This is a genomic window from Buttiauxella agrestis, assembly GCF_900446255.1.
In the GTDB taxonomy this organism is placed as follows: Bacteria; Pseudomonadota; Gammaproteobacteria; order Enterobacterales; family Enterobacteriaceae; genus Buttiauxella; species Buttiauxella agrestis.
Genome location: NZ_UIGI01000001.1, coordinates 2,491,775 through 2,506,289 on the forward strand (window position 1 = coordinate 2,491,775; position 14,515 = coordinate 2,506,289).

Here is a 14,515-nt window from a genome sequence, read left to right on the forward strand (position 1 = left end):
TCGTGATAACGCTCACAAAGCGTACGTGTTATTTTTGCTGTTTTAGTTAACTTATCTGTAACTTTTAATCATTAAGTGATTCACATAAACCGATTATGTGAGTCTAAATTGAATCATAAAAGGTGATGACGTGACTGAACAACACCGCTTTGATGAGCGAATCGCACAGGAAATTGCGATTGAAGCGCAGGACTGGATGCCGGACGAATACCGTAAAACGTTGATTCGCCAGATTGGGCAACACGCACATTCCGAGATTGTGGGCATGTTGCCTGAGGGCAACTGGTTGACGCGTGCACCGAGCCTGAAACGTAAAGCGATTTTGCTGGCGAAGGTGCAGGACGAAGCCGGGCACGGGCTTTATCTGTATAGCGCGGCGGAAACGCTGGGTTGTGCGCGGGAAGACATCTACCAAAAGATGCTCGACGGAAAAATGAAATATTCCTCGATCTTCAATTATCCCACGCTGAACTGGGCCGACATTGGCGTGATCGGCTGGCTGGTTGATGGCGCGGCCATTGTTAATCAGGTCGCGCTGTGCCGCACCTCTTACGGCCCGTATGCCAGGGCGATGGTGAAAATCTGTAAGGAAGAGAGTTTCCACCAACGTCAGGGGTTTGAAGCCTGCATGGTTCTGGCACAGGGAAGCGATGAACAACGCCAGATGTTGCAGGACGCAATCAACCGTTTCTGGTGGCCAGCACTCATGATGTTTGGCCCCAACGACGACAACTCGCCGAACAGCGCCCAAAGCCTGGCGTGGAAAATCAAACGTTTTGGCAATGACGAACTGCGCCAGCGTTTTGTCGACAACACCGTGCCACAGGTGGAAATGCTCGGCATGACGGTTCCAGATAACGATCTGCGTTTCAACGAAGCCACCGCTCATTACGAGTTCGGTGAAATCGACTGGGAAGAATTTAACGAAGTGATCGCCGGTCGTGGACTGTGTAACGAAGAGCGCCTGGCCGCCAAGCGTAAAGCTTGGGAAGAGGGGGCATGGGTTCGTGAAGCGGCGCTGGCTTACGCAGAAAAGCAACATGCGCAAAAAGTCGCATAAAGAATTTGTAGGTCGGATAAGCGCAGCGTCATCCGACATTTACGCCCGACTTAAAGGAAAAACTGATGAGCAATGTTCACTGGCCGTTATACGAAGTATTTATCCGCAGTAAACAAGGGCTGTCGCATCGCCACGTGGGCAGCCTGCATGCCGCCGACGAACAAATGGCGCTGGAAAACGCACGGGATGCGTACACCCGTCGCTCCGAGGGCTGTTCGATTTGGGTGGTGAAAGCGAGCGAAATTATTGCCTCGCAGCCAGAAGAACGGGGTGCGTTTTTCGATCCGGCGGAAACCAAAATTTATCGCCATCCCACGTTCTACACCCTGCCTGATGGCATCGAGCACATGTGAGGCGCGAAATGACTTATTCCCCGTTAACCACATACACCCTGCGCCTTGGTGACACTTGTCTGGTTCTGGCCCAGCGTTTAACCGGCTGGTGTGGACACGCGCCAGAGCTGGAAATTGACCTCGCGCTGGCAAACATTGGCCTGGATTTACTCGGCCAGGCACGCAATTTCCTGAGCTACGCGGCAGAGCTTCAGGGCGAGCAGCTTGATGAAGACAAACTGGCGTTTGGCCGTGATGAACGCCAGTACCACAATTTGTTGTTAGCTGAACAACCAAACGGTGATTTTGCCGACACGCTAATGCGCCAGTATTTGCTGGATGCCTGGCATGTCGAACTGTTTGAGCGCCTTGCTCAAAGCCGCGACCCGCAACTGGCCGCAATCGCGGCGAAAGCCATTAAAGAGGTGCGCTACCACCTGCGTTTCAGCCGTGGCTGGCTGGTTCGCCTGGGCAACGGTACAGAATTCTCACAGCAGAAAATGCAGCAATCCCTGAACAAACTGTGGCGTTTTAGCGGCGAAATGTTCCAGACCGACGAGCTGGAAATCAGTCTGGCAGAACAGGGTATTGCGGTTGACCCGCGTAGCCTGCGTGCAGCCTGGGAAGCGCAAGTATTTGGCGCTCTGCATGATGCCTCGCTGGTCAAACCGCAGGAGGCGCAATACCGCAGCGGCGGCAAGCAAGGGCTGCACACCGAGCACCTCGGCCCGCTCCTGGCAGAAATGCAGTATTTGCAACGCGCTTATCCTAATCAGCAGTGGTAGCGAGGTGAAGATGCAAACTCTCGACGTGGTTGAACCGGCGCAGGTGCGCGAAGTCTGGCGCATTCTCGGGCAAATCAGTGACCCGGAAATCCCGGTCCTGACCATCACCGATTTGGGGATGGTGCGCAGCGTGCGCCATCGCGAAGACGGCTGGCACATCGGATTTACGCCAACCTATTCCGGCTGCCCGGCGACTGATTTTCTGCTCAAAGCGATTCGCGAGGCGATGGAAGCCGCCCGGCATACCCCGGTGCATATCGAACAGATGTTGCATCCCGCCTGGACCACCGACTGGATGACACCAGACGCGAAAACACGTTTGCGTGAATACGGCATCAGCCCACCGCAAGGGCATGCGTGCCACGCCGATTTAGACCGCGAAGTGAGTTGCCCACGCTGCGGCAGTTTGCAGACCTCGCTGATTAGCGAATTCGGTTCCACAGCCTGCAAAGCGTTATACCGCTGCGATAGCTGCCGCGAACCCTTTGATTACTTTAAATGTATTTGAGGTTGCCATGACGACGTTTCATTCGCTAAAGGTGGCGCGCATTGAGCAGGAAACTCCTGAAGCGGTTGCCATCACTTTTGCAGTGCCCGCAGATTTGCTGACCCATTACGCCTTCAAACCCGGTCAGCATTTGACCCTGAAAGCCCGTCTTGGGGGCGAAGAACTGCGCCGCTGTTACTCCATTTGCCGGGCCGAAAAGCCGGGTGAAATTTGTGTCGCGGTGAAGGCCATCGACGGTGGGCGTTTTTCGCAATATGCCGTAACCGATTTAATCGCCGGAATGGAGATGGACGTGATGATCCCGCAGGGGACATTTGGCTACCAGCCGCAGCCTGAAACCGCAGGCAACTATCTGGCGCTCGCCGTCGGCTCCGGCATTACGCCAATGCTCGCCATCGTCAGCACGACACTGGCGACCGAATCAAACAGCCGCGTGACGCTGGTTTATGGCAATCGCAGCAGCCGCAGCATGATGTTCCGCCAGGCGCTGGCCGACTTAAAAGACCGTTATCCGCAGCGCCTGCAACTAATCTATCTGTTCAGCCAGGAACTGCAGGAAAGCGAGTTACTGTGCGGGAGACTGGATGGTGCGAAGATCAAAGCGTTGGGCGACAATTTGCTCAACCTGAAAGGCTTTGACCGTACCTTCATCTGCGGCCCGCAAGGCATGATGCAGGAATCCGAGGCGGCGCTGCTGGAAATGGGTGTCGCGCAGCACAACATCTTCATTGAGCACTTCAACACACCAGGCACCGTGCCAAGCCTGCGCCGCCGTGAACAAGCGGCAGGCAAAGTGGTGACGCTGCGCCAGGACGGGCGCGACCGCCGCATCACCCTCGATTCCCACGACGAAAGCATTCTGGATGCCGCATTGCGCCAGGGCGCGGATTTGCCCTACGCCTGCAAAGGCGGCGTGTGCGCAACGTGTCGCTGCAAAGTGGTGCGCGGCGAAGTGGAAATGGGCGTCAATTACAGTCTCGAACCGGACCAACTGGCGGCGGGTTATATCCTGAGTTGCCAGGCGTTGCCCAAAGGTGATGACGTGGTACTCGACTTTGACGCGCAGGGGCTGTGATGAGTGAATTACTGATTAGCCAGAACGAGCGCGTGCTCACGCTGACGCTCAACCGTCCGCAGGCGCGAAACGCCCTGAACAACACACTGCTCGAACAAATCGCGCAAGCGCTGGAAGCCGCGCAGCAAGATGAAACACTCGGTGCGGTAGTCATCACTGGTAACGCGCGTTTTTTTGCCGCCGGAGCCGATCTCAAAGAAATGGCGAGCCGCGATATGCCCGCCACGCTAAACGATCCACGTCCGCAGCTTTGGGCGCGAATCGAACGCTTTAACAAACCGTTACTGGCGGCGGTCAACGGCTATGCGCTCGGCGCGGGCTGCGAGCTGGCGATGTTGAGTGACATCGTTCTGGCGGGCGATAACGCCCGTTTCGGGCTGCCGGAAATCACGCTCGGAATCATGCCCGGCGCAGGCGGCACGCAGCGCCTGATTCGCAGCGTCGGTAAAGCGCTGGCCTACAAAATGGTACTGACCGGCGAGGCCATAACGGCGGAACAAGCGCAGCAGGCCGGATTAGTTGCCGACGTTCACCCCAGCGCGCTGACGCTGGAATACGCCCAGAACTTAGCTGCCCGCATCGCCCAACACGCTCCGCTGGCGTTGCAGGCAGCAAAAATCGCGCTGCGCCAGGCGCACGAACTCTCTCTGACCCACGGATTACAACAGGAGCGCCAGCTTTTTACGCTGCTTGCTGCCACTGAAGACCGCCAGGAAGGCATCAATGCTTTCCTCGAAAAACGCCCCGCAGCGTTCAAAGGACGATAACCATGACTTTTATTGTGAGTGACGTGCAAAACGGCGTAATGACGCTGACTCTAAATCGCCCGGAACGCCTGAACAGTTTTAACGATGAAATGCACCGCCAGCTGGCGCAAGCTCTGACGCAAGCTGAACGTGATGACACCATTCGCTGCCTGTTAATCACTGGTGCAGGCCGTGGATTTTGCGCGGGGCAGGACTTAAACGACCGCAACGTTGACCCGAGCGGCGAAGCCCCTGATTTAGGCGCGTCGGTCGAAAACTTCTATAACCCGCTGGTAAAACGCCTGGCGGCATTGCCAAAACCGGTCATTGCGGCGGTAAACGGCGTGGCCGCAGGGGCTGGCGCGACACTGGCATTAGGTTGCGACATCGTGATTGCCGCCCGGTCGGTAAATTTCATTATGTCTTTCAGCAAATTAGGCCTGGTTCCCGATTGCGGCGGCACCTGGTATTTACCACGCCTTGCCGGGCGCGCACGGGCGATGGGGCTGGCGCTGATGGGCGACAAACTCAGCGCAGAACAGGCGCAGCAGTGGGGAATGATCTGGCAAGTTGTTGATGACGAAGCGTTGAGTGATACCGCTCGCCAGCTTGCCAGCCATTTTGCCAGCCAGCCGACGTTTGGCCTCGGTCTGGTGAAAAAAGCGCTGCTGGCCTCTGAAACCCACACGCTTGAAGAACAGCTCGATATCGAGCGTGATTATCAGCGTCTTGCGGGACGCAGCGAAGATTATCGCGAAGGGGTATCGGCATTCCTGGCGAAGCGCCCACCCGTGTTTAAGGGGAAATGATAATGCTGACGCCACAATCAGTGATCGCCGTGATTGGCAGCGGAACCATGGGCGCAGGCATTGCGCAGGTTGCCGCGCAGGCCGGGCATCCGGTCAAAATTTATGACATTCAACCTGGCGCTGCGTCACGCGCAATCGACAATATTGCGACCGTACTAAGCGCCAGGATGGCGAAAGGCAAACTTTCTGAAAGTGACAAAAATGCCACAGTCTATCGATTAAGCGCCGCAAACAGCCTCAATGATCTGGCCGATGCTGCCCTGGTGATTGAAGCCGCCGCCGAGCAAATCGACATCAAACAGGCGATTTTCCGCGATCTTGCTGCGGTCTGTTCCGCGCAGACGATTTTCGCCAGTAACACCTCGTCAATTTCGATTACTGCCATTGCCAGCGGCGTTGAGCATCCGCATCGCGTAGCCGGAATGCACTTTTTTAACCCGGCTCCGGTGATGAAACTGGTGGAAGTGGTGAGCGGGCTGGAAACCGCGCCAGCCGTGCTGGAAAGTTTAACCACGCTGGCGCTGCGCTGGGGGAAACAGCCGGTACGTTGCCATTCAACGCCAGGGTTTATCGTCAACCGCGTGGCGCGTCCTTTTTATTCGGAAGCGTGGCGGGCGCTGGAAGAAAATATTGCACCTGCGGGTGTGATTGATGCGGCGCTGCGTGACTGCGGGGGCTTCCCGATGGGACCGCTGGCGCTGACCGATTTGATTGGCCAGGATGTGAATTTTGCCGTTACGTGTTCCGTGTTTAACGGCTTCTGGCAGGAGCGACGTTTTCTGCCCTCGCTGATTCAACAAGAGCTGGTACTCGGTAAGCGGCTGGGTAAGAAAACCGGGCAGGGAGTGTATCGCTGGCCGCTCAACGAAGCGCTGCCGTATCTGCCCGCCGAGCCAGCTATGGCCGGGGCAAAACAGATTTGTCGCCACGGACGTGCTGCCTGGCTGAATAATCACTCATCAAGTGACGGTGTCACTGAATCTTCGCTGGAACTCGACGATGTCTGGGTGCAGGTGACTCAGGGCGAAACGGCAACGCAACTGGCAAAACGTCTGCAACGCCCGGTAGTGCTGCTGGATTTAGTGAATGACTGGCAGCGCTCGCCCCTGGTCGTGCTGGCTGCGGCGGCGAATAACCGCCCGGAAGACACCGCCAAAGTGATTCACTTCTTCCAGCAACAGGGCAAACAGGTGCTGATGATCAACGACTACCCTGGCATGTTGGTGTGGCGCACGGTGGCGATGTTGGCAAACGAAGCGACAGACGCGGCTCAGAAAGGCGTCGCCAGTGAGCAAGACATCGATACCGCGATGCGCCTGGGCGTGAATTATCCGCACGGCCCGCTGGCGTGGGGGGCAGAACTTGGCTGGCAGCACGTGCTGCGCCTGCTGGAAAACCTGCAACAACATTACGGCGAAGAGCGTTATCGCCCCACGTCCTTACTGCGCCAACGCACGCTGCTGGAGACGCAACATGAGCATTAATGCATGGGCCAACGCCCGGGAAATGTACGCCCGCGATAACTGCGCACAGCAGATGGGCATTGAAATCCAGGAGATGGGCGAGGGTTTTGCGCGCCTGACGATGACCATTACCGAAGCGATGCTCAACGGCCATCAAACCTGCCACGGCGGGCAACTCTTTACGTTGGCGGATACTGCCTTTGCTTATGCCTGCAACAGCCAGGGGCTGGCGGCAGTGGCATCCGGTTGCAGCATTGATTTTGTCAGACCGGGTATGGCGGGAGATACGCTAACGGCGATTGCCCAGGTGCGCACTCAGGGGCGACAAACCGGCGTTTATGACATTGAAATCATTAACCAACATGAGAAAACGGTCGCGCTGTTTCGCGGGCGTTCACATCGCATCGGCACAACAGTTTCTGGAGCCAAACTATGAATGACGCATTTATCTGTGACGGCGTGCGCACCCCAATTGGCCGCTATGGTGGAGCGCTTTCCTCCGTGCGTGCCGACGATTTGGCGGCTATCCCGCTTAAAGAACTGATGGCGCGTTATCCGAATCTTGACTGGAGCGCGGTCGACGATGTGATTCTCGGATGCGCGAACCAGGCGGGGGAAGACAACCGCAACGTGGCACGTATGGCGACGCTGCTTGCCGGATTGCCGCAGTCACTTTCTGGCACCACCATCAACCGTTTGTGCGGCTCCGGCCTTGATGCGTTGGGCATGGCGGCACGCGCGATAAAAGCGGGCGATGCCGAACTGATGATTGCCGGTGGCGTGGAGTCGATGTCGCGTGCGCCGTTTGTTATGGGCAAGGCCAGCACGCCGTTTCAGCGCCAGGCGGAGATGTTCGATACCACGATTGGCTGGCGTTTTGTGAACCCGCTCATGGCTGAACACTTTGGTACTGACAGCATGCCCGAAACGGCAGAGAATGTAGCGCAGTTGTTAAATATAAGCCGTGAAGATCAGGATGCTTTCGCCTGGCGTAGCCAGCAACGTGCGCAGCAGGCTCTCGAGAAGGGTGTTCTGGCGCAGGAAATCGTCCCGGTGGTGTTGAAAGATAAGAAAGGCGTGGTGACGGAAATTCGTGAAGACGAACATCCGCGCCCAGAAACAACTTTGCAACAACTCAACGGGCTGAAAGCGCCATTTCGCCAAAACGGCGTGATCACAGCCGGAAACGCCTCCGGTGTGAACGACGGCGCTGCCGCGCTGATTATTGCCAGTGCCGCCGCTGCTCAGCGCCACGGTTTAACGCCAAAGTCACGCATTGTGGCGATGGCAACGGCGGGTGTGGAACCCCGTCTGATGGGCCTTGGCCCTGTGCCAGCGACGCGCAAAGTGCTGGAACTGGCGGGGCTGTCCATTACCGATATGGACGTTATCGAACTGAATGAAGCCTTTGCCGCACAGGCGTTGGGGGTTTTACGACAATTGGGACTTCCTGACGACGCCCCACATGTTAATCCCAACGGCGGTGCAATTGCGTTAGGCCATCCATTAGGTATGAGTGGAACCCGACTGGCGCTGGCCGCCAGCCACGAACTTCATCGCCGCAAAGGGCGTTACGCTCTGTGTACGATGTGTATCGGTGTTGGTCAGGGCATTGCCCTGATCCTTGAGCGTGTGAGCTAATCAACCCTGCGAGTACCCTATAATGATAACCTCTACTACAAAGCTGGAACCGATTGAAACCGCGTCAGTTGATGAGCTGCAAGCCCTGCAAACGCAGCGAATGAAATGGACGCTGAATCACGCCTACAACAATGTGCCGATGTACAAACGCAAGTTTGATGCGGTCGGCGTGCACCCTGATGATTTTAAAGAGCTGAAGGATATTCGCCTCTTTCCTTGCACCACCAAGCAAGACCTGCGCGACAACTATCCGTTTGACACTTTTGCGGTGCCGATGGAACAGATCGTGCGTATTCATGCGTCGTCCGGCACGACCGGTAAACCAACGGTGGTGGGTTATACCCAAAAAGACATTGATACCTGGGCGGATATTGTGGCTCGCTCTTTGCGTGCTGCGGGCGGTACGCCGAAAGATAAAATTCACGTTGCCTATGGTTACGGACTGTTTACCGGCGGCTTAGGTGCGCACTACGGTGCAGAACGCCTGGGTGCCACGGTGATCCCCATGTCCGGCGGGCAAACTGAAAAACAGGCACAGCTTATCCGTGATTTCCGCCCGGATATGATTATGGTGACGCCATCCTGGTGCCTGAATTTGATTGAAGAACTGGAACGTCAGATGGGTGGCGATGCTCGCGATTGCTCGTTGCGCGTGGGGGTGTTTGGTGCTGAACCGTGGACTCACGCCATGCGCCGTGAAATTGAACGCCGCCTGGGCATTACCGCGCTGGATATTTATGGCTTGTCAGAAGTGATGGGGCCGGGTGTGGCGATGGAATGCCTGGAAACCACCGATGGCCCAACGATTTGGGAAGACCACTTCTACCCGGAAATTGTTAACCCCATCAGCGGCACTCCGCTGGAAGATGGTGAGCAGGGCGAATTACTGTTTACCACGTTGACCAAAGAAGCGCTGCCGGTGATTCGCTACCGCACCCGCGATTTAACGCGTTTGCTGCCAGGAACCGCGCGTACCATGCGCCGCATGGATCGTATTACTGGCCGTTCAGATGACATGTTGATTATCCGTGGTGTGAATGTGTTCCCGTCGCAACTCGAAGAAGAGATTGTGAAATTCGAACATCTGGCCCCGCATTATCAGTTGGAAGTGCATCGCAACGGGCATCTCGACACGCTTTCCGTCAAAGTGGAACTCAAAGAAAGTAGCCTGCATCTGAGCCATGAACAGCGTTGCTCCGTGTGCCACCAGTTGCGCCACCGCATCAAATCAATGGTGGGGATTTCGACGGATATCAGTATCGTGAATTGTGGCAGCCTCCCACGCTCGGAAGGGAAAGCGATTCGCGTAAGTGATTTGCGCCAGGCTGCGAATCAGTAGAACCACCCTCACCCTGACCCTCTCCCTGAGGGAGAGGGAATAAACCATTTAGCTCCTTCTCCCTGGGGAGAAGGTTGGGATGAGGGGAGGATTGAATACACTTCACCCCATGCCAAAGTTCGAAAAATTGTGAATCACATTGTTAATGACATGATTTAAATCATCTTTATTGTGCTATGTTTTATATTGCTATCGACTTTAACCACGGATTTGGCGGGCCATGAGCAACAAACTGGAACAGTTTATTCAGCAGGCGGTGAGTGCGGTTCCTATTAGTGGAACGTCACTGATTGTCTCTTTGTACGGCGATGCGCTGGCGCATCGCGGCGGTGAAATCTGGCTTGGCAGTCTGGCGACGATGCTGGAATCACTGGGCTTTGGTGATCGTTTTGTACGAACGTCGCTGTTCAGACTCAATAAAGAGGGCTGGCTTGATGTGGAGCGCGTTGGACGGCGCAGCTTTTATCGCCTGACCGAAATGGGGCAGCGTATGACTCGCCGGGCAGAAGCCAAAATTTACCGTGCCGGGCAACCGGAATGGGACGGTAAGTGGCTGCTGTTGCTTTCAGAAGGGCTGGAGAAAAACACGCTACAACAAGTGAAGAAACAGCTTATCTGGCAAGGGTTTGGCACGCTTGCGCCGAGCCTGATGGCATCGCCATCGCAAAATCTGGCTGATGTACAAAGCTTACTGCATGAGGCAGGGGTGTCGGACAACGTGATGTGTTTTGAAGCGTCTTCACCGCTTCAGGCTTCGAAAACGGCACTTAAAGCGCGTGTTGAAGAGTGCTGGTTGCTGACGGACAAAAACGAACGCTATGGCGAGTTTATCAACTCGTTTCGTCCTTTGCTGCCGTTGCTGCGAGAGGCCGATGAGAGCGAGTTGACGCCGTTACGCTGCTTCCAGATTCAGCTTTTGCTTATTCACTTCTACCGCCGTGTGGTGCTGAAAGACCCTCTGTTGCCTGATGAATTGCTGCCGCCGCACTGGCAGGGGCAAAGCGCCCGCCAGTTGTGCATCAACATCTATCAGCGGGTTTCTGCTGGCGCGTTAGCGTTTGTCACTGAGCACGGTGAAACTTCAGTGGGCGACTTGCCGCAGCCGGGTAGCGGTTATTTCCAACGTTTTGGTGGACTCACGCTGAGTCCGTAAGGAGAGATTATGCCGATATATCAAATTGACGGGCTGACGCCTGTCGTCCCCGAAGATAGTTACGTGCACCCGACTGCGGTACTGATTGGTGATGTGGTGCTCGGTCATCGTGTTTACATCGGGCCAAATGCCAGCTTGCGCGGTGACTTTGGGCGCATCATCGTTAAAGATGGGGCGAACGTGCAGGATAATTGCGTGATGCACGGTTTCCCGGAACAGGATACGGTGGTTGAGGAAGACGGGCACATCGGCCACGGTGCGATTCTGCACGGTTGTGTAATTGGCAAGAATGCGCTGATCGGAATGAATGCGGTGATTCTGGATGGCGCGCAAATCGGGCAGAACAGTATTGTTGGGGCCGCTGCGTTTGTGAAAGCCAGGGCTGAATTTGGTGCCAGCCAAATGATCCTCGGTAGCCCGGCGAAGTTTGTCCGTGAATTACGCCCCGATGAGATCGAATGGAAGAAAAAAGGCACGCGTGAATATCAGGATTTAGTGATTCGCTGCCAGCAAACCATGCATCAGGTGGAGCCGCTGCGCGAAGTCGAAGCGGGTCGCGGTGAGAAAACCATGAGCAGTATTTACCAGCCAAAATTGCAGAAGTGAGTGAGCTAAGGGGAAGGAGTAAAAATCCCCTTACTGCCAGCGCTTACGATATTCCCCCGGCGACACACCGAAACGCAGCTTAAAGGCTGTGGAGAAGTGACTGTGATCCGTAAACCCCCAGTGGTAGCCAATTCCTGCTAACTTTTCTGAGCTATTCGCCGTGCGTAATGCCTGAGCGCAGAGATCCAGACGACGGTTTTTGATGTACTGCGCCACAACTAAACCTTTGTCGGCAAACATGCGATAAAGGCTGCGCACGGACATTCCTGCTTCGCTGGCGATCCACTCCGGGCGCAGGTCTTCAGACTGAATGTTGTTATCAATCAAACCCATCACCCGGTCTAATTGCTTTTCGCGTTTTGACGGCACCGCGTCACGCACCTGCAACACCGGGCGCAACAGGCAAATAATCGCTTCCAGTGCCGCCTCACTTTCACCGACGTTAAGCGTTGGGTTCTTCATGCTTTCGTGCAGCAGACGCTGGCTCATTTTCACCACCGGCTTCCCGGCATCTAAGCGTTGCGCGCATGGGATAACACCAGTGCGCAGGTTTTGCTCAAGCAAATGGCGCGGCACCAGAAGGGAAATTTGTCTCGCGGTTTGCGAATAGGTAAAGCGGCTGGGACGGGAGGCATCAATCAGGGTGATATCACCCCGGCGCATCAACGCCTGGCTCTCGCCTTGTTCCATCACGGCTTCGCCATCAAGCTGAAATACCGTGTAAAACCAGGCGTCGTTGCCACCGTCGATTTCACGTTGTGTGCGGAGCAGGCGGGCATGGGCAATGTTGACCATGCTGAGTTTCATGGCGTTGGCGTGGTATTCCTGCAAGCTGCCATGGAAACCCTCGGCCAAAAATTGCCCGGAGAATTGGCCGCAAGCGCGGTTGATATGCCCCAGCCAGCGATCAAAACGTTCGTTAGTTTGCGATTGTGCCATTGCTTACCTCACCAACTGCTTAAGTGTTAATTCATTGTTACAGCTTGCGCGATACGGGAGAAGAGCTTCGCGTCTGGTATAGGAATTCACTATAGATAATTCCCGCATCAAAACGGCGAGCTTTGTCGCCAAATGCGTGTGCTGTCACAGGGAACAAAGCAATTGTCAGGCAGAGAAAAACCTTTTCTGCGGCGTGACTCTAGACTTCTGGCAGGGCTTTTCGCCATGACGATAATAAGGAGAAACTATGTCTGCAAATACAGTTGCTGTTCTCGAGTCGGTTCAACGCTTTCTGGCACGCCACCATGGGTTGTACATCAACGGAAGCTGGCAGCCTTCAGAGTCTTCATCGCGCCTGAGCGTGTTTAACCCGGCTGACGGACTGCAAATATCCAGCAGTGCAGATGCCAACGAAGCCGATGTCGATAAAGCCGTCGCGTCAGCCTGGCGGGCATTTACCAGCGGAGTATGGGCGAATATGCTGCCTGCCGCGCGTGAGAAAATCCTGCTGAAGTTTGCCGATCTCGTTGAGCAAAACAGCGAAGAACTGGCGCAGCTTGAAACGCTGGAGCAGGGCAAATCGATTAACATTTCTCGTGCGTTTGAAGTCGGCTGTGCGCTGAACTGGATGCGTTATACCGCGGGGCTTACCACCAAAATCAGCGGTCGCACGCTGGACGTGTCGATTCCAATGCCGGAAGGGGCGCGTTATCAGGCGTGGACGCGCAAAGAGCCGGTCGGCGTGGTGGCGGGCATTGTGCCGTGGAATTTCCCGCTGCTGATTGGCATGTGGAAAGTGATGCCCGCGCTGGCGGCGGGGTGTTCGATTGTGGTGAAACCCTCGGAAACGACACCGCTCACGCTGTTACGGGTAGCGGAATTAGCCAGTGAGGCGGGTGTACCAGATGGAGTGTTTAACGTTGTTACCGGGAGCGGTGCGGTCTGCGGGCGGGCGTTAACGGAACATCCGCTGGTCGCCAAAGTGAGTTTTACGGGTTCTACGGCTACCGGGAAAGGCATTGCGCGTGCCGCGGCAGACCGTTTAACGCGTGTTACGCTCGAGTTGGGCGGTAAAAACCCGGCGATTGTTCTCAAAGATGCCGACCCGGCGATGGTGATTGAAGGCCTGATGGCGGGAAGTTTCCTGAATCAGGGGCAAGTTTGTGCGGCAAGTTCACGTATTTATATTGAGTCACCGCTGTTTGATTCGCTGGTGAGCGGCTTTGAACAGGCGGTGAAATCCTTGTCTGTGGGCGCAGGAATGGATACCAATACGCATATCAATCCGCTGGTTTCACGCGCGCACCAACAAAAAGTCGCCAGTTATCTGGATGATGCGCAACGAAATCATGCGGAGCTGATTAGCGGCAATCATGGGCCAACCGGCGAGGGGTATTACGTGACGCCAACGCTTGTGGTGAACCCGGCGGCGGAACTGCGTCTTAATCATGAAGAGGTGTTTGGCCCGGTGGTTAATCTGGTGCGGGTAAAAGACGCAGAGGAGGCGCTCCGCCTTGCCAACGATACGGAGTATGGTCTGACGGCCAGTTTGTGGACTCGCAACCTACAGGCGGCGATGAGTTACACCTCGCGCATTCAGGCTGGCACCGTTTGGGTGAACAGCCACACATTGATTGACGCCAATATGCCGTTTGGTGGGATGAAACAATCGGGTTCCGGTAGAGATTTTGGCCCGGATTGGCTGGATGCTTACACTGAAACAAAATCAATTTGTGTGCGCTATTAATTAATTACCCCGGATGCTTCCGGGGTGAATTTATACCAGGCTTATTCTTAATGGTAGTGGTGGTGATGCCAGCCGTGGTGACGGCCACCATCGTGATATATACATCCTGAAAGACTCATAACAATTACTATACTGCTGATAATCAATGCAAATTTCTTCATGTGTTCATACCGCTTGTCACTGTGAATATTGCATTTGATTATCGGTTTATATAAATCTGGAACAACCAGAATAAACTCAATTTTCCGGCCTTCACATTTTCCTCAATATTGCTCACTTATTATCCTGGGCAACAATTTAATATATTTTTCT

At 55.2% G+C, this 14,515-nt stretch carries 15 protein-coding genes; 14 read left to right on the top strand and 1 reads right to left on the bottom strand.

Annotated elements, in window-relative coordinates:
- Positions 1-130 precede the first annotated feature (130 nt).
- The 13 genes from paaA to paaY all read left to right on the top strand — a co-directional run bounded on the left by paaA (position 131) and on the right by paaY (position 11,517).
- On the top strand, positions 131-1,060 hold the full coding sequence (gene paaA, locus DY231_RS12070; RefSeq protein ID WP_115628577.1) for a 1,2-phenylacetyl-CoA epoxidase subunit PaaA: 930 nt from the start codon (positions 131-133) through the stop codon (positions 1,058-1,060).
- A gap of 65 nt (positions 1,061-1,125) precedes the next feature.
- Complete coding sequence (gene paaB, locus DY231_RS12075) at positions 1,126-1,413, top strand: 1,2-phenylacetyl-CoA epoxidase subunit PaaB (protein WP_034495418.1); 288 nt, start codon at positions 1,126-1,128, stop codon at positions 1,411-1,413.
- Between the two features lie 8 nt (positions 1,414-1,421).
- Positions 1,422-2,177, top strand: a complete 756-nt coding sequence (gene paaC / locus DY231_RS12080) for a 1,2-phenylacetyl-CoA epoxidase subunit PaaC (protein WP_115628578.1) — start codon at positions 1,422-1,424, stop codon at positions 2,175-2,177.
- Between the two features lie 10 nt (positions 2,178-2,187).
- The gene (paaD, locus tag DY231_RS12085) at positions 2,188-2,685 is read left to right on the top strand and encodes a 1,2-phenylacetyl-CoA epoxidase subunit PaaD (RefSeq protein WP_115628579.1); all 498 of its coding nucleotides are present in this window, start codon (positions 2,188-2,190) and stop codon (positions 2,683-2,685) included.
- A gap of 7 nt (positions 2,686-2,692) precedes the next feature.
- Positions 2,693-3,760 carry a 1,2-phenylacetyl-CoA epoxidase subunit PaaE gene (gene paaE / locus DY231_RS12090; RefSeq protein WP_115628580.1) on the top strand — a complete coding sequence of 356 codons (1,068 nt, stop codon included), beginning with the start codon at positions 2,693-2,695 and terminating at the stop codon, positions 3,758-3,760.
- Positions 3,760-4,527, top strand: coding sequence for a 2,3-dehydroadipyl-CoA hydratase PaaF (paaF, locus tag DY231_RS12095; protein WP_115628581.1), 768 nt, complete (start codon positions 3,760-3,762; stop codon positions 4,525-4,527). Before paaE ends, paaF begins: the two co-directional genes overlap by 1 nt.
- Positions 4,528-4,529: 2 nt before the next feature.
- Entirely contained in the window at positions 4,530-5,315 is a 786-nt protein-coding gene (paaG, locus tag DY231_RS12100; RefSeq protein ID WP_115628582.1) for a 2-(1,2-epoxy-1,2-dihydrophenyl)acetyl-CoA isomerase PaaG, read from the top strand.
- Positions 5,316-5,317: 2 nt separating this feature from the next.
- A complete protein-coding gene (gene paaH / locus DY231_RS12105; protein WP_115628583.1) occupies positions 5,318-6,799 on the top strand; it encodes a 3-hydroxyacyl-CoA dehydrogenase PaaH in 1,482 nt (493 codons plus the stop codon).
- Positions 6,789-7,214: a hydroxyphenylacetyl-CoA thioesterase PaaI gene (gene paaI, locus DY231_RS12110; RefSeq protein WP_115628584.1), complete on the top strand. Its 426-nt coding sequence runs from the start codon at positions 6,789-6,791 to the stop codon at positions 7,212-7,214. The genes paaH and paaI overlap by 11 nt, the downstream gene beginning before the upstream one ends.
- A complete protein-coding gene (pcaF, locus tag DY231_RS12115) occupies positions 7,211-8,419 on the top strand; it encodes a 3-oxoadipyl-CoA thiolase (RefSeq protein ID WP_115628585.1) in 1,209 nt (402 codons plus the stop codon). Before paaI ends, pcaF begins: the two co-directional genes overlap by 4 nt.
- 22 nt (positions 8,420-8,441) lie before the next feature.
- Positions 8,442-9,758, top strand: coding sequence for a phenylacetate--CoA ligase PaaK (gene paaK / locus DY231_RS12120; protein WP_115628586.1), 1,317 nt, complete (start codon positions 8,442-8,444; stop codon positions 9,756-9,758).
- 220 nt (positions 9,759-9,978) lie between these two features.
- Positions 9,979-10,911, top strand: coding sequence for a phenylacetic acid degradation operon negative regulatory protein PaaX (gene paaX, locus DY231_RS12125; protein ID WP_115628587.1), 933 nt, complete (start codon positions 9,979-9,981; stop codon positions 10,909-10,911).
- 9 nt (positions 10,912-10,920) lie between these two features.
- Positions 10,921-11,517: a phenylacetic acid degradation protein PaaY gene (gene paaY / locus DY231_RS12130; protein WP_115628588.1), complete on the top strand. Its 597-nt coding sequence runs from the start codon at positions 10,921-10,923 to the stop codon at positions 11,515-11,517.
- A gap of 30 nt (positions 11,518-11,547) precedes the next feature.
- Here the strand turns inward: paaY and feaR are convergent, their stop codons facing one another.
- Positions 11,548-12,456: a transcriptional regulator FeaR gene (gene feaR, locus DY231_RS12135; protein ID WP_115628589.1), complete on the bottom strand. Its 909-nt coding sequence runs from the start codon at positions 12,454-12,456 to the stop codon at positions 11,548-11,550.
- 247 nt (positions 12,457-12,703) lie between these two features.
- Between feaR and DY231_RS12140 the strand changes: the two genes are divergently transcribed.
- Positions 12,704-14,203 (top strand): aldehyde dehydrogenase family protein, encoded by a 1,500-nt coding sequence (locus DY231_RS12140; protein ID WP_115628590.1) that lies wholly within the window; start codon positions 12,704-12,706, stop codon positions 14,201-14,203.
- Positions 14,204-14,515 lie beyond the last annotated feature (312 nt).

Coding starts and splice junctions, on each gene's coding strand:
- paaB (WP_034495418.1), top strand. CDS start 1,126: ATGAGCAATGTTCACTGGCCGTTATACGAAGTATTTATCCGCAGTAAA.
- paaC (WP_115628578.1), top strand. CDS start 1,422: ATGACTTATTCCCCGTTAACCACATACACCCTGCGCCTTGGTGACACT.
- paaD (WP_115628579.1), top strand. CDS start 2,188: ATGCAAACTCTCGACGTGGTTGAACCGGCGCAGGTGCGCGAAGTCTGG.
- paaE (WP_115628580.1), top strand. CDS start 2,693: ATGACGACGTTTCATTCGCTAAAGGTGGCGCGCATTGAGCAGGAAACT.
- paaF (WP_115628581.1), top strand. CDS start 3,760: ATGAGTGAATTACTGATTAGCCAGAACGAGCGCGTGCTCACGCTGACG.
- paaG (WP_115628582.1), top strand. CDS start 4,530: ATGACTTTTATTGTGAGTGACGTGCAAAACGGCGTAATGACGCTGACT.
- paaH (WP_115628583.1), top strand. CDS start 5,318: ATGCTGACGCCACAATCAGTGATCGCCGTGATTGGCAGCGGAACCATG.
- paaI (WP_115628584.1), top strand. CDS start 6,789: ATGAGCATTAATGCATGGGCCAACGCCCGGGAAATGTACGCCCGCGAT.
- pcaF (WP_115628585.1), top strand. CDS start 7,211: ATGAATGACGCATTTATCTGTGACGGCGTGCGCACCCCAATTGGCCGC.
- paaK (WP_115628586.1), top strand. CDS start 8,442: ATGATAACCTCTACTACAAAGCTGGAACCGATTGAAACCGCGTCAGTT.
- paaX (WP_115628587.1), top strand. CDS start 9,979: ATGAGCAACAAACTGGAACAGTTTATTCAGCAGGCGGTGAGTGCGGTT.
- paaY (WP_115628588.1), top strand. CDS start 10,921: ATGCCGATATATCAAATTGACGGGCTGACGCCTGTCGTCCCCGAAGAT.
- feaR (WP_115628589.1), bottom strand. CDS start 12,456: ATGGCACAATCGCAAACTAACGAACGTTTTGATCGCTGGCTGGGGCAT.
- DY231_RS12140 (WP_115628590.1), top strand. CDS start 12,704: ATGTCTGCAAATACAGTTGCTGTTCTCGAGTCGGTTCAACGCTTTCTG.